The 14490-nt window shown below is 64.5% G+C and carries 16 protein-coding genes and 1 pseudogene; 14 read left to right on the forward strand and 3 right to left on the reverse strand.

All coding sequences use genetic code 11. The features are described 5' to 3' along the window. Positions 1-177 precede the first annotated feature (177 nt). Positions 178-638, reverse strand: a pseudogene (locus tag QZY44_RS26505) (transposase); the annotation flags it as partial. Between the two features lie 452 nt (positions 639-1090). On the opposite strand from QZY44_RS26505, the gene QZY44_RS26510 reads away from it, so the two are divergent. From QZY44_RS26510 to QZY44_RS26575, 14 genes are all read left to right on the forward strand, one after another. Then, on the forward strand, positions 1091-1765 hold the full coding sequence (locus tag QZY44_RS26510; protein WP_295455185.1) for a 4Fe-4S dicluster domain-containing protein: 675 nt from the start codon (positions 1091-1093) through the stop codon (positions 1763-1765). A gap of 15 nt (positions 1766-1780) precedes the next feature. Beyond that, positions 1781-3499: an FAD-binding protein gene (locus QZY44_RS26515; RefSeq protein WP_295455186.1), complete on the forward strand. Its 1719-nt coding sequence runs from the start codon at positions 1781-1783 to the stop codon at positions 3497-3499. Beyond that, a complete protein-coding gene (locus QZY44_RS26520; RefSeq protein ID WP_295455188.1) occupies positions 3496-4035 on the forward strand; it encodes a ferritin family protein in 540 nt (179 codons plus the stop codon). The genes QZY44_RS26515 and QZY44_RS26520 overlap by 4 nt, the downstream gene beginning before the upstream one ends. An 18-nt stretch (positions 4036-4053) precedes the next feature. Beyond that, a complete protein-coding gene (locus QZY44_RS26525) occupies positions 4054-4473 on the forward strand; it encodes a 4Fe-4S dicluster domain-containing protein (protein WP_295455190.1) in 420 nt (139 codons plus the stop codon). 34 nt (positions 4474-4507) lie between these two features. Then, complete coding sequence (locus tag QZY44_RS26530; protein WP_295455193.1) at positions 4508-5386, forward strand: CoB--CoM heterodisulfide reductase iron-sulfur subunit B family protein; 879 nt, start codon at positions 4508-4510, stop codon at positions 5384-5386. 10 nt (positions 5387-5396) lie between these two features. Next, the gene (locus QZY44_RS26535; RefSeq protein ID WP_295391254.1) at positions 5397-5636 is read left to right on the forward strand and encodes a 4Fe-4S dicluster domain-containing protein; all 240 of its coding nucleotides are present in this window, start codon (positions 5397-5399) and stop codon (positions 5634-5636) included. After that, complete coding sequence (locus tag QZY44_RS26540; RefSeq protein ID WP_295455196.1) at positions 5633-6799, forward strand: 2-oxoacid:acceptor oxidoreductase subunit alpha; 1167 nt, start codon at positions 5633-5635, stop codon at positions 6797-6799. The genes QZY44_RS26535 and QZY44_RS26540 overlap by 4 nt, the downstream gene beginning before the upstream one ends. After that, entirely contained in the window at positions 6796-7743 is a 948-nt protein-coding gene (locus QZY44_RS26545; protein WP_295455198.1) for a 2-oxoacid:ferredoxin oxidoreductase subunit beta, read from the forward strand. The genes QZY44_RS26540 and QZY44_RS26545 overlap by 4 nt, the downstream gene beginning before the upstream one ends. After that, positions 7740-8300 (forward strand): 2-oxoacid:acceptor oxidoreductase family protein, encoded by a 561-nt coding sequence (locus tag QZY44_RS26550; protein WP_295455204.1) that lies wholly within the window; start codon positions 7740-7742, stop codon positions 8298-8300. Before QZY44_RS26545 ends, QZY44_RS26550 begins: the two co-directional genes overlap by 4 nt. Continuing rightward, positions 8297-10249: a CoB--CoM heterodisulfide reductase iron-sulfur subunit A family protein gene (locus QZY44_RS26555; protein WP_295455206.1), complete on the forward strand. Its 1953-nt coding sequence runs from the start codon at positions 8297-8299 to the stop codon at positions 10247-10249. The genes QZY44_RS26550 and QZY44_RS26555 overlap by 4 nt, the downstream gene beginning before the upstream one ends. Before the next feature lie 69 nt (positions 10250-10318). Continuing rightward, complete coding sequence (locus QZY44_RS26560; RefSeq protein WP_295455208.1) at positions 10319-10756, forward strand: hydrogenase iron-sulfur subunit; 438 nt, start codon at positions 10319-10321, stop codon at positions 10754-10756. Beyond that, positions 10753-11826, forward strand: coding sequence for a 4Fe-4S dicluster domain-containing protein (locus tag QZY44_RS26565; RefSeq protein WP_295455210.1), 1074 nt, complete (start codon positions 10753-10755; stop codon positions 11824-11826). The genes QZY44_RS26560 and QZY44_RS26565 overlap by 4 nt, the downstream gene beginning before the upstream one ends. 4 nt (positions 11827-11830) lie before the next feature. After that, positions 11831-12895 (forward strand): 4Fe-4S dicluster domain-containing protein, encoded by a 1065-nt coding sequence (locus tag QZY44_RS26570; protein ID WP_295455212.1) that lies wholly within the window; start codon positions 11831-11833, stop codon positions 12893-12895. A gap of 19 nt (positions 12896-12914) precedes the next feature. After that, complete coding sequence (locus tag QZY44_RS26575) at positions 12915-13739, forward strand: FAD/NAD(P)-binding protein (RefSeq protein WP_295455214.1); 825 nt, start codon at positions 12915-12917, stop codon at positions 13737-13739. 158 nt (positions 13740-13897) lie between these two features. On the opposite strand, the gene QZY44_RS26580 is transcribed toward QZY44_RS26575, so the two are convergent. Together QZY44_RS26580 and QZY44_RS26585 are read right to left on the reverse strand one after the other, a co-directional pair. After that, positions 13898-14212 carry a helix-turn-helix domain-containing protein gene (locus QZY44_RS26580; protein WP_295455216.1) on the reverse strand — a complete coding sequence of 105 codons (315 nt, stop codon included), beginning with the start codon at positions 14210-14212 and terminating at the stop codon, positions 13898-13900. A 5-nt stretch (positions 14213-14217) separates the two neighbouring features. Continuing rightward, positions 14218-14490, reverse strand: a 273-nt coding sequence (locus QZY44_RS26585; protein ID WP_295455218.1) for a DNA-binding protein, incomplete at its 5' end; no start/stop codon positions are given.

Consider the following 14490-nt stretch of genomic DNA (forward strand, 5'->3'; position numbering starts at 1 on the left):
CAAAGGCCGCGGCCGTCTGCGCTAGATCGGCCGCGGCGGGGAGTGACAGTGACATCGTAGAGCCTCCGGATCACCAAAAACGGGGCTCCTACGCTACCGGGCCAGGGACGCGATTTCATGCAGCCTTGCCGGAGGGACACGAGGGTATAGACAAAATCAAGCCGTCGCCGTCAGCCGTCAATGCAAGATTCGTGCCTCAGCGAGCCAGACCCATGCTTCTGACACGGGCAGCAGACGATCATGGTGCATGATCAAGCGACGTGCGCGCTCGTTCCAGGCATGGGTCCGCTCCACAATCCAGCGTTTCGGCAGAGGAGCGAAGCCATCGGCGTTCGCCGTGACGGGCATGCGTTTAGACGCATCGTCGGATTGCCACTGCCCGATCGTTTTATTCCCCGGGTGGCGAACGACCTCGACGCGGATGCCGTGGAGATCTTCCACGGTTTGTGCAAATTGACCGGCATAGGCACTGTCGACGTAAAGCGTCTGCACGCTGGGATATTTGTCCCGCGTGGGCGACAGCGTCGGGGCCGCATCACGATCCTGTACGTTGGCCGCCGTCACGATGACCGCCAGGGGAGTAGGCGCAGCGTATCGACGACCAGGTTGCGCTTGCGTCCTTTGACCTTTTTTTCGGCTCTTTGGGATCTCAGTAGGTCAGCATCTTTTTCACTTACATGATGTTATGACGGTCCAGAGGGCGTCATAGAGTCGCATAGCGAGCCGCCTCGACAAGCGCCCCCGTCCCGATGTCTGCGGAAAAACCATATTGCACCGCAGCAATACATCTTTCTTGCTGCAGTTGTTCGGAGGGGGCAACTACTATTACAATTTCTCGCGTCGGAGTATTGAGTGCGTCTAACCTTGCCGGGGTGTCACGCACCGGAACCGTCAGACCTGTTTTGCGATCACCGGCATCCTTGGGCGGCGCGCGCCGGCGTACCGTCTCCCGCTTTTCGGTTTCTGGGCGAGGGTAAGACGAATGGCGATCGCTTGCGCGTCGGACGGGTCAGCTGACCTGGCGCCTGCCTCAGGGCAGGGCGCGCCGCGATCGGTCCATGAGGCGCCCCATGCGCAGCCCCATGAGCAGATGGTCACCGTCTATATCATGGGACAGGCCTGCCAGGTGCCGGCGACCGCGACCATCATGGGGGGCATCGAATACGCCGGGCATCAGATCATCCGCGGCGCGGGCTGCCGTGAGGGCTACTGCGGCGCCTGCGCGACCATCTACCGGGTCGCCAACGATTATCGTGTGCGCACCGGGCTTGCCTGCACCACGCTGGTCGAGGACGGGATGACCCTGACCCAGATCCCTTCGGTCCCGGCGGGTAAGGCACTCTATTCGATTGCAGACCTGAAGCCCGACCTGAGCGCCATTGCCCAGACCTATCCGGTGGTGTTCCGGTGCGTCGGGTGCAATACCTGTACGCGTTCCTGTCCCCAGGATATCCGGGTCATGGACTATGTCCAGGCGGCCAAGCGGGGCGACATCCCCGCGATCCTGGATCTGTCCTATTACTGCGTCGCCTGCGGGCTCTGCATGCTGCGCTGCCCCGCGGAGATCACCCAGCCCCTGGTCGCCACGCTGGCCAAGCGCCTGTATGGGCGCTACCTCAGCAAGAAGAGTCCGGAGTTGGGCGAGCGTATCGCGGCGATCGAGGCCGGGGTCTTTGACGAGGAGTATCTCGGCCTGATGGCGATGACGCCCGAGGCCCTGTCCCAGCGCTATTACGCGCCCGCCGACGACGACGCCGAAGACTAGCCAGAGAGCCGCCGCATGTATCCCGATTATATGGCCGAGTCGCTACGCAAGGTCGCCGAGACCCGCCTGCGGCGTTTGGACCTCGCGAGGACCCCGGACCCCGTATTCCCGCCCATGAACGCGGACGAGCGTACCGCGGTCCTGAACGGGTTTCACCCCGATTTCACATCAGACGCGCGCCGGCCCGTGCGCGTCGGACCCAATCGCGGCGAGATGCTGACCACCGAGGTGGCGGACCTCTTGGAGTCGCACTCATGGCTGCGTGCCGATCGGGTGAATCTCGATCGCCCGGATATCGAGACCGATCTGCTCATCATCGGCGGTGGGGGCGCCGGGTGCAGCGCGGCGCTGGTGGCTATGCAGGAGCACGGCATGCGCTCCGTCATTGCCACCAAGTTGCGCATCGGCGATGCGAATTCGATGATGTCCGAGGGCGGCATGCAGGCCGCGGTGGCGCGCGACGACTCGCCGCCCCGCCACTATCTGGACGCCATCGGGGGCGGGCATTTCGCCAACAAACCGGAGCTTGTCCGCGCACTCACGGAGGATGCGCCCAAGATCGTCCAATGGCTGGAGGACCTGGGGGTGGTCTGGGACAAGGAGCCGGACGGGAGCCTCCAGGTGTTGCATGGCGGGGGGACCTCACGCAAGCGTATGCTCTCGTGCCGCGACCATATCGGTGCGATGATCATGCGCACGCTGATGGACGAGGTACGCAACCATCCGGATCGCATCACCGTGCAGGAGTTCATGCCCGCGGTCGAATTGATCCTCGATGATGCCGGGCGTTGCGCCGGTGCGGTGCTGTACAACATCGACAGCGAGGAATTCCTGATCGTCAGGGCCAAGGCCACCGCGATCACGACCGGCGGGTTCGGCCGCTTGCATATCCGCGGCTTCGATACCACCAATCATTATGGCGCCACGGGCGACGGGCTGGTCATGGCCTACCGGGCTGGGGCCAAGCTGATCTACATGGACTCGGTTCAATATCACCCCACGGGTGCGGCCTTCCCGGAACAGATCGCGGGCTTTCTCGTCACCGAAAAGGTGCGCGGGGCCGGGGGCCAGCCATTGAACAAGGACGGCGAGTTGTTCGTTTTTCCCAGGGAGCCGCGGGATATCGAGGCCTCGGCCTTCATCCGCGAATGCCGCCACCACGGGGGCGGGGTCGAGACCCCCACGGGCCGGCTCGGGGTCTGGCTCGATATCCCGATCATCGATCAGTTGCACGGCCCGGGATTCGTCGCCCATCATTTTGCCGCGCATCACCACAAGTTCCTCCGTTACAAAATCGATATCACCCAGGAGCCGATCCTCGTCTATCCCTCGCTGCACTATCAGAACGGCGGGGTGGAAATCAACGCCCGGTGCGAGACCAGCATCCCCGGTCTCTATGTTGCAGGGGAGGCCAGTGGGGGTGTGCATGGGCGAAACCGGCTGATGGGCAATTCCGTGCTGGACTACAACGTCTTCGGTCAGCGGGCGGGTCGCTTCGCGGCGGCCTATGCCGCCGAGGCCAAGCTGGGCCGCATGACCCTGGGTCATGTAGAGGCGCATGAGCGTGAGCTGGCGGCAGCGGGCATCGACACCGCGCTGGTGACACCCGTCCTGTTGCCGTCCTACGCACCGGAGGATGTCCAGAGTCGTCAATGGGCGAAACGTGGTCGCCTCACCCCAGGTGCCACGGGTTTGCGCAACCGGTTGCACCCGGATCGGGGGTCATCGGTATGATGAATCCTCACCCGAGCGATGCCCTGATCGGCCTCATCCGCAGTGCGCTCCGGCTGGAACTGGATGGACGGGAGTTTTACCGCCAGGCCGCCAGTGTCACCGCGCATCCGAGCGGCAAGCGCATGTTCCTGCGCCTGGCCGACCAGGAGCAGAACCATTTTGAAGAGCTGGGTGCCTTGTTTTCCGACCTGGTCGGCGTATCCGAATGGCGGCGGATCGCGGCCGAAGAGGCGGCGAATACGCAAAAATCCCCGATCATTGCCCAACTGGAGGCCGCGGTTGCGGCGCGTGGCCACGGTGCGGTCGCCGACGATACCCAGGCCCTGCGCATCGCCATGGAGCTGGAGCGGCGCGCCCTGTCCTTTTTCAACGGGCTCATTGAGCATGCCGCCGATCCACGCCAGCGGGCGCTCTTGCAGGAACTCGCGGAAGAAGAGCGTTTCCATTACGACTGTCTCCAGGCCCAACTCGATAGCGTGCTCAATGTCGGCATCTGGCTCGACGCGCCCGAGTTTCGCCTGGATGCCAAGTTCTGACCGGTCCGCGGAGCTTCCATGAGTGTTCCAGTACGCATCTACCCCGAACGGTCGAACCGCGGCTTCGTGGACCAGGTCGAACGCCTGAGCGGACAGCGCCTGCTCGCGTGCTATCAGTGCGGCAACTGCTCGGCCGGTTGCCCAATGGCTGACCATATGGATCTGCTCCCCCATCAGATTATCCGCTCGGCCCAACTGGGGCTGGCCGAGGCGCTGTGTGGGTCGCGGGCCATTTGGGCCTGCGTGTCGTGCATGACCTGCAACGGCCGCTGTCCCAAGGGCGTGCGCATCGCCGAGGTGATCGAGGCGGTGCGGGAGGTCGTATTGCGCTCCAACCGACGTGACGACCGGCTCGAGGTCTCGGCACTGCCGGCTGAGCGCCTCGCCTCGCTACCGCCCATTGCCCTGATCAGCGCCATGCGCAAGCTGACATCGTGATTGCAGCCTCGTGATTGAAGGTGGAACAAGAGCCATGAGGATCAGCTACTTCCCGGGGTGTACGCTCAAGAATCACGCCGTCAATTTCGATGATTCCACCATTGCCGCCTGTACCCGCCTGGGGCTTACGGTCACGGAACTGGATCGTTGGAACTGCTGCGGGACGGTGCATGGCCTGGCGTCCGACGACCTGATCCATCGGATGGCCCCCATTACCAACCTGATTCGCGCCAAGGAGGCGGATGCCGACGCCTTCATGACCGGTTGTGCCATGTGTTACAGCACGTTGAAGCGTGCTAATCTGCATCTGCGTGAAAACCCAGAGGCGCTCTCGGTGGTGAACGGATTCCTGTCACTGGAGCAGACCGATTATCGCGGAGACCTCGATGTACTGCACCTGCTCGAATTGCTGCGTGATCGTATCGGCTTCGCGCAGTTGGCCGCACGGGTGGAACGCCCGCTTTCGGGTCTGCGGGTCGCCTGTTATTACGGTTGTCTCCTGGTGCGGCCGCGCGCGGCGGCCATCGACGACAGCGAGAATCCTAAGGTGATGGAAGACCTGATGGCGGCCCTGGGGGCCACGCCGGTTGCGTTCCCCTTGAAGACCGAGTGCTGCGGGGCCTACCAGGTGGTCGCGGATCCTGGGATCATCGCGGAACGCACGCGCCGTATCATGGGTTCGGCGGCGAGTCATGGTGCGGACCTGGTGGTGATGAGTTGTCCGCTCTGCGCCTACAACCTTGATGATCGTCAGGCCGACGCCCGCCGCCTCGACCCCGATCTGGCGCCACTGCCGGTCTTTTATTTCACCCAATTGATGGCGTTGGCATTGGGTTGCGGCGAGGACGTGCTGCGGCTGGAACGCCATCGGACCGACCCACGGGCGACGCTGACCGCCCGCGGCTTACTCTGAGACCACCGCTATGCTGTTCGGTAACCTGCAGCCGGTCCAGGGAAGGGTCCTGATCAACAAGAACTTGTGCAAGGGCTGCGGCTTTTGTGTCCAGTTCTGTCCCATGAATGTGTTGGACACTTCCAGCGAGTTCAACGCCAAGGGCTATCATCCGCCCTACGTCAAGGCCCCGGAGCAATGCCGGGACTGCTCGTTCTGTGAGCTGATTTGTCCCGATTTTGCTATCCGAGTGGAGCGACTGGCGCAGTGAATATTGTACATGCGGATCCCCGAGGGGTCGATTCCGGCGCCCATTTCATGGACGGCGACCATGCCATCGCCGAGGGTGCCCTGGCGGCTGGCTGCCGCTTCTTCGCGGGCTATCCGATCACGCCCTCGACCGAGACCGCCGAGCGGTTCGCCGAGCGGGCGCCAGAGGTCGGTGCCATGTTCATTCAGATGGAGGACGAGATCGCCTCCATCGCCGCGCTCATCGGGGCGGCTTGGGGTGGCCAGAAGGCGATGACGGTCACCTCCGGCCCCGGCTTTTCACTGATGATGGAGAACATCGGGCTGGCGGCCATGACGGAGACCCCCATTGTGCTGGCGAATGTCCAGCGGGGTGGTCCTTCCACCGGGTTGCCGACCCTCACCGCCCAGCAGGACATGTTCCAGGCGCGCTTCGGATCCCACGGCGACTACAATATCATCGCCCTGTGCCCGGACAGCCCGCAGGAATGCTTCGACCTCACCGTAGAGGCATTCAACCTCGCCGAGACCTATCGCACCCCGGTCTTCATCATGACCGACGAGACCGTGGGTCATATGCATGAGAAGGTGGTGATCCCTCCGGCGGATCATATCAAGGTCGTCGAGCGCAACCTGTTCACGGGGCCCAAGGAGGACTTTCGTCCCTATCGTTTCGATTCCCAGGGCGGGCATCCGATGGCGCGCGCCGGGGCTGGGTATCGCTTCCACATCACCGGCCTGACGCACGACGAGCGCGGCTATCCGGTGATGACGGCGGCGCAGAATCAGGTCGTCGTCACCCACCTGATCGAGAAGATCAACGGGAATGCCGAGTGCATCATCCGGCTGGAAGAGGACCAGGTCGAAGGGGCCGAGGTCCTGGTTATCTCCTACGGCATCACCTCGCGGATCGCGGTGCGCGCCATTGCCGAGGCGCGCAAGAAGGACATCAAGGTCGGGGCCTTGCGGCTGATCACCGTCTGGCCCTTCTGCGAGCGGCGTATCCGCGAGCTGGCCGGCCAGGTGCGGGCGATGGTGGTCGCCGAGATCAACTACGGACAGATGGTCCGCGAGGTCGAACGGTGCGCCGCCGGGCGCTGCCGGGTCATTAGCGTCAATCATTGCGGTGGTGCCGTGCATGACCCCGCGGTCATCACCCAGGCGATCGAGGAGGCGTGCCGATGAACGTCATGACTGCCGATGTCCCGAGCGAGGATCGCTTCGCTGCCATGCTGCGCACAGAGCGCATGCCGCACATCTGGTGCCCCGGGTGCGGGATCGGGTCGGTGGTGACCTGCTTCATCGATGCGGTGCGGCGCAGCGGAGTCGATCAGGACAAGCTGGCCGTGGTGTCGGGGATCGGCTGCTCCGGGCGGGTCGCGGGCTATGTCAATTTCGACTCGATCCATGCGACCCATGGCCGGGCCATCCCGGTGGCGACCGGGCTGAAGCTCGCGAACCCGGAACTCACGGTCGTCGTCATCAGTGGCGATGGCGATCTGATCAGTATCGGCGGTAACCACTTCGTTCACGCCGCGCGGCGGAACATGGACCTAGTGGTGATCTGTATCAACAACTTCACCTACGGCATGACCGGCGGGCAGGTGACACCGACCACGCCGGGGTCGGCCACCGCATCGACCACCCCCTACGGCAATTATGAATACCCGCTGACCCTGCCGTTTCTGGCGGACGCCTGCGGGGCCAGCTATGTCGCACGCTGGACCTCACTGCACGCGCGCAACATCACCCAGTCCGTGGAGGAGGCGCTGACCCGGCGCGGGTTCTCGTTCATCGAGGTGATCACACCCTGTACGACGCTCTATCTGCGGCGCAACCGGCTCGGCGACGGGGTGGATGCACTGCAATACTACCAGAACAATTCGGAGATACTCCACGGCATCGATACCCGCGAGACGGCGATCGAGTTGCAGGGCAAGATCGCCGTGGGCAAGTTCGTCGATCGCGAGAAGCCGACCTATCTGGATGCGGTGACGCGGTGCAACGCGAAGGTCATCGGTGACGATTACCAGCTATACGGCAAGACGGAGCCGGAAAAGAAGTCCGCGGAGGCGAAAAAGACCGAGGACCAGGTGACGGCCGGGCCGGTATCGGGCGGGCACTCATGATGAGCACCACCGAGATCCGTTTCTCCGGTTTCGGCGGGCAGGGCATCATCCGTTGCGCCCTGATCACCGGCAAGGCCTTGTCGCTCTACGACGACAAGTTCGCGACCATGACCCAGAGCTTCGGTCCGGAGGCCCGCGGCAGCGCCTGCTCCGCGCAGTTGGTCGTATCGGCGCAGCGGATCCTCTACCCCTATATCACGGCCCCGGCGGTGTTGATGGCGCTGTCCCAAGGTGCCTATGACAAGTATCACCCGGAAGTGATTCCCGGCGGGACTCTGATCGTCGAGGAAGACCTGGTGAAGCTCGGCGACCATGACCCGCGGTTGCAGGTGTGGCGGGTCCCGGCGACCCGGGTGGCCGAGTCGATCGGCAACCGCCTGTTCACCAATCTGGTCGCACTGGGCTTTTTTACCGCGGTCACCGGGGTGGTCACCGCCGAGGCGATGAAAAGGGCACTCCCCGGCCTGGTTCCGGGCCGCTTCCTGAAGGTCAACATCAGTGCCTTCGAGAAGGGCTACGAGCACGGCGTCCAGGCGCGGGGTGCCGCGGCACCATGAGCGGTAAGCGGATCGGCGTCTTCGTCTGCCATTGCGGCAACAATATTGCCGGCACGGTCGACGTCGCGCAGGTGGCCTCGGTGATGGCGGCCGAGGACGGCGTGGTATGCACCAGCGACCACGCCTATATGTGCTCGGACCCGGGTCAGAACGCGGTCATTGCGGCGATCAAGGAGAACGCGCTCGACGGCGTGGTGGTCTCCTGCTGTTCCCCGAATCTGCACGAACGCACCTTCCGTGAGAATGCCAAGGCGGCAGGGCTGAACGCCTTCGACTGCGAGATCGCCAACATCCGTGAGCAATGCGCCTGGGTGCATCGGGACCCGGGAGAGGCGACCGAGAAGGCGATCCGCATCTCGCGCGTCGCGGTGCGTCGGCTCGGACGCAACCGCGCACTCGACGCCATTGCGATTGGGGTGACGCGACGGGTCCTGGTGGTGGGCGCGGGTATCGCCGGGATTCAGGCGTCGCTCGACCTGGCCGCGGCGGGGTTAGAGGTCGTGCTGGTGGAGCGGCAGGCGACCATCGGGGGGCGCATGATGGGCCTGTCGGAGACCTTCCCGACCCTTGACTGTTCTCAGTGTGTCCTGTCACCGCGGATGGTCGAGGTGGCGCGGCACCCGCGGATTACCCTGATGGTATCCAGCGAGGTGGAAAAGGTCTCGGGCTACGTGGGGAATTTCCAGGTCAGGATTCGCCGGCAGGCCGCCTATGTGGACCCGGACCTGTGCAAGCTCTGCGATGACTGTGCCCAGGTCTGTCCGGTGGTGGCCCCCAACGAATACGAATTGGGTTTGAGTGCGCGGCGCGCCATCTTCATGCCTTACCCCCAGGCCATTCCGGCCACTTACACCCTGGATGCGGCGAGTTGTCTCGGGCTCAATCCAGTGGTCTGCGGTAAGTGCCGGGATGTCTGCGAGGCCGGGGCGATTGCCTACGACCGCAAGCCCGAGACGGTGGTGGAACAGGTCGGGGCGGTCGTGGTGGCCACCGGCTTCGATCTCTACGGTCAGCAGCAGCTCGGCGAGTATGGCCTGGGCGCGATCGAAGACGTGCTCGATGGTCTACAGTTCGAGCGGCTCTGCTCGGCCTCCGGACCGACCAAGGGCAAGATACTGCGCCCATCCGACCACCGGGCGCCCAAGGACGTGGTCTTCATCCAATGTGTCGGCTCGCGCGATCCGGCACGTCACTGTGCCTGGTGCTCCAAGATCTGCTGCATGTATACCGCCAAGCATGCCAAGCTCTTCAAGCATCAGGTCCCGGACGGTCGCGCCTACGTCTTTTATATCGATATCCGATCCGGTGGCAAGGGCTACGAGGAGTTCGTGCAGGGGGTCATGGAGGAGGATGAGGTCATGTATCTGCGCGGGCGCGTCTCGCGGGTCTACCAGGACGGGGATAAGGTCCGGGTCTTCGGCACCGATACGCTGTCGGGGCAGAATGTGGAGATCGCGGCCGATCTGGTCGTCTTGGCCCTGGCCATGCAGCCGTCCGCCGGCACCGCCGCCATTGCGAAGACGCTCAAGATCAGCCGCGACAAGGACGGTTTTCTGGCCGAGGCCCATCCCAAGCTCAGGCCAGTGGAAAGCGTGACTGCCGGGGTCTTTCTGGCCGGAACCGCGCAGGGACCCAAGGACATCCCCGAGACGGTCGCCCAGGCCAGCGCGGCGGCCGCCAAGGCGATTGGCTTGTTGTCCCAGCCACAACTCAGTCATGCGCCCACCGTGGCGGCGGTGCGCTCCCGGCTCTGCACCGGCTGTCGGATGTGTGTCGATACTTGTCCCTACGATGCGATCCGTCTGGTCAATGGCAAGGCGGTGGTGACGGATGTACTGTGCGAGGGTTGCGGCAGCTGTGTGACCTCCTGTCTGCGTGCCGCCATCCAGGTCAAGAACTCGACGCCCTTGCAGATGAAAGAGATGATCGAGGCGGTGCTGCGGGTGTAGGGCGTTGCCTATCCCATTGCGTTCATTCGCGGGCACCAGGCCCGCTGTCAATCGATTGACCGGTATACCATGTCAGAAGACCCCAAGACAACCTACGAGCCCAGGATCATCGCATTTCTGTGCAAATGGTGCTCGTCCGCGGGCAGCGACCTCGCGGGGGTATCGCGTATCCAATACCCGGCCAATGCGACGCCGATTACGGTGCCCTGTTCCGGCAGCGTCTCGCCGCAATACATCCTGACCGCCTTTCGCAAGGGGGCCGACGGGGTCTTGGTCTCTGGTTGCCATCTCGGGGATTGTCACTATCTCGAAGGTAATTACCTGGCCCGCCGCAAGCTGTTCCTGGTGAAAGAGCTATTGGAATTCATCGGGCTGGAGCCGGAGCGCTTTCGGATGTCCTGGGTATCCGCCGCCGAGGGGGCCAAGTTCGCCCAGGTCATTACCGATTTCGTCGCCGACCTGAGGCCACTGGGGCCCCAGGACAAGTTACAGGGGCAACGCCCGTGATCGATCCGGAGGAACTTCGCACCCGCGCGCGGGACCTGCTGGAGGGCGGTCAGGTGCGCGCGGTGATCGGGTATCGGCGCGGCACGCGCGGCTGGGCCGCCGAGCCGGTCGTCATCACACGGTCCGAGGAGGCGCAGGACCTGGTGTGGGACCCCTCCTGCGTCCACAACCTGGCCCTTTACCTGGTCCAGGACCGCCGGCGCCGGGGCGTGCTGCGCGGGCCGCCGGATCGGCCGATCGGTATCCTGGCCAAGGGCTGCGACGCGCGCGCCATCGTGGTGCTGATGCAGGAGAACTATGTCCAGCGCGATGAGGTTTACATCATCGGCCTCTCCTGCGAATCCAGCGGCATGCTCGATGAGCGCAAGCTGGCCGGCGCCGCCGAGGGGATCGATCCGCAAGACCTGGAGGCGGTGGACTTTGAGGGTGACGCGTTCGTGCTGTCCTCCCGGCACCAGCAGTGGCGGCTGCCGGCCGCCGGGGTGATGGCCGAGCGCTGCCTGGAGTGCCGCAATCCCTGTCCCAAGGTCCACGACACCTTGCTCGGGAAGGAACCGCGCGAGCAGGAGCGGCGTGGCCAGGCGTTGACCCCGGCCATGTCCGACCCCTTCGCCGAACTGCAACGATTCGAACAGACGGCGGACTCGGTGGAGGCCCGCTGGGACTTTTGGTCCCGGCAGTTTGATCGCTGTATCCGCTGTTTCGCCTGCCGCAGCGTCTGTCCGATGTGCTACTGCGAGGAGTGCATGGTGGACAGTATTTCCTTCGTGGTAACGCCCGACACCACCGCGCAGGAGAAGGCCAACCGCCTGCGCTGGATCGAGCGTTCGGCCAGCCGGTCGGATAACATCGGTTATCACCTGACCCGGGCGCTGCACCTTGCGGGCCGTTGTATCGATTGCGGCGAATGCGAACGCGTCTGTCCCGTGCGCATACCGCTGCGCCTGCTCAATACCAAGATGGAGCGGGAATCGCGCGAGCGCTTCGGCTATGAACCCGGCGCCAGCGTCGAGGTAGCGGCGCTCCTGTCGTCCTTCCGCGACGACGACCCCAATGACTTCATCAGGTAGCCCAATGGAGCGAATACTCGATAAGGGCCGGCTCGGCGCATTGGTCGCCGCGCTCGCCGACTGGACCGTGCTCGCCCCCGCGTTGCAGGATGGACTCTGGGCCTATCGCCCGGTCGCGGGCGGTGAGGCAAGCCTGACGCTGGGGCACCCCAACACGGTGCAGCCGCCCAAGGGCCAGTCCTTTCCCCAGCGGGAGGTCTTCTTCACCTTCGACGAGACCCCGGACGGCCAGCCCCGGCTGACCCCGCTGGTCCCGAGGCCCGCGCCCCGGGTGGTGTTTGGTGTGCGCCCCTGCGACGGCCAGGGTCTCACGCACCTGGACCAGGTCTTCGGCGAGGAGGCCCCGGACGCCTATTACCAGGCGCGCCGCGGCACCTTGGCCTATGTGGGGCTCGCCTGTAACAGCCCGCCCAGCCGCCACTGTTTCTGCACGTGCGTTGGTGGTTCGCCCTTCGGTGAGGCGGGGCTGGACGTGTTGATGATCGATTTGAGTGACCGCTACCTGGTGCGGGCGCTGACCCCGGTTGGCGAGGCCCTGATGACGGCAGGGCAGGGGGTGCTGACCGAGGCGGGCGCGCAAGACCGCGCCGAGGCGCAGCAGCGGCGCCTCGCGGCGCTGGCGCATCCCCAACGCGCGGTCGCAGCGCCGCAGGCAGTGCCCGAGCGCCTGAAGGCCGGTTTCGGATCGGCCCTGTGGGAGCGCCTGGCCCAGCCGTGCATCGGCTGCGGGATCTGCACCTTCCTCTGCCCCACCTGTCACTGCTTCGATATCAACGACGAGGTGGCCAGCCAGTCCCCGGTGTGCGGCAGCCGGGTGCGGACCTGGGACAGTTGCCAGTTTCCCGACTTCACCATGCACACCTCGGGGCACAATCCCAGGCCCGACCTCGGTGCCCGGCTGCGCCAGCGGGTCAGTCACAAGTTCCAGTATTATTTTGAAAATCACGGCGTCTTCCAGTGTACCGGGTGCGGCCGGTGTATCACCGCCTGCCCGGTCGGGATCGACATCGTGACCGTCGTCAATCAGGTGGCCGCCGAGGCCGCCGCCATGCAACCGGCCGACAGCTAAAGCAGCGGGGAGAGACAGGATGGAGGGCAATAGTTATCTGCCGCAACTGGCGCGCGTGGTCGATATCCATGAGGAGGTGCCGGGCGAGCGCGCCATCAAGACCTTCCGGCTCGAATTCATCGACGGGGACGGTTTCTCTCACAAGTGCGGTCAGTGTGCGATGCTCTCGATCTTCGGACGGGGCGAGTCGATGATCTCCATCGCCTCCTCGCCGCTGGTCCATGGCTACAAGCAGTTCAGCATCATGCGCGCCGGGCGGGTCACCTCCGCCTTTCATGAACTGGCCGTCGGCGCCCTGGTCGGGATTCGCGGCCCCTTCGGCAACAGCTTTCCGGTGAACGACTGGCATGGCAAGCATCTGGTCTTCATCGGCGGCGGCTGCGGGCTCGCGCCGATCTGGCCGGTGATCCAGACCGCGGTCACGAAGCGCGAGGACTTCGGCGACATCACGGTCTTTTACGGCGGACGCAGTCCCCGCGACATCATGTATCGCTCCGAGCTGGAAAAGCTCCGCGGCGCGGCCGAGGTCTATCTGTCGGTCGATAGTCCCGAAGACGGTTGGGAGGAATTCTGCGGATTCGTACCCGCCAACCTGATGGAGAAGGAACCATCGCCCGAGGATGCCATCGCCATCACCTGCGGTCCGCCGGCGATGATCAAGTTTGTGATCAAGAACCTTCATGCCCTGGGGTTCCAGGACGAGCAGATCTACACCACCGTCGAGAATAAGATGAAGTGCGGTATCGGCAAGTGCGGCCGGTGCAACCTCGGCAAGGACTATGTCTGTACCAAGGGCCCGGTCTATTCCTGGGCCGATCTGAAGGAGTTGCCTCAGGAGTATTGACCGGCAGTGACCCCGGGGTGGGGCGGCCTCAGCGCAAGCGCAGCGCAAGCGCAGCGCGAGCCGGCCGAGCCGCTTGGGTTTTACCTTGATCGACGCCCAGCAGCGGGTTTAACCTCGCCCACCGTTGGGGGTGCGGCGAGACCGCCAGCGCCGCGCGATCAACTGGCCGCGGCATAAGGCCGCAACACCTCGGGATGCTCAACCGCCAGTCGTGCGACCAGCAGCGCACTGCCGGGGGGCGGAAAGCGCCCCTGCTCCCAGTCGCGCACGGTGCCGACCGGGGTTTGCAGCAGCCGGGCAAAGGCCGGTTGGGACAAGCCCAAGGCGGTACGGGCCGCGCGCAGGGCGAGCTGCTCCCGAGTGTAGCTGCGCCCCCGCTCATCGGCGGCCATCTCCGCGAGCGATTCGCGCAGCCCGGCAATCTCCTCGCCGGCATCCGCTTCGATCGCCTGTGCGACCTGCTCCAGTGGCATCGTGCTCAGGTGTCGCGCTCCGGAATGTCGGCGGAGCGGATGTTCGACTGATCGGACTTACGGTCGATCGCCACCAGATCGACCAGGCCCGCGGCCGAACGGTTGAAGTAGATCACGCGGACCCCGCCGCGCTTACCCATGCCCGACAGTGACCAGCGCACCTTGCGCGCGCCGTCCGCCCCGGGGATCACATCGCCAGCCAACGGGTGACAAGCAATCCAGGTGATGAAGTCCAGCCGCTCGGCTTCGCTCCATATCTGATCGGCCTGCTTGGCAAA

The organism is uncultured Thiodictyon sp. (assembly GCA_903837595.1).
GTDB lineage: Bacteria > Pseudomonadota > Gammaproteobacteria > Chromatiales > Chromatiaceae > Thiodictyon.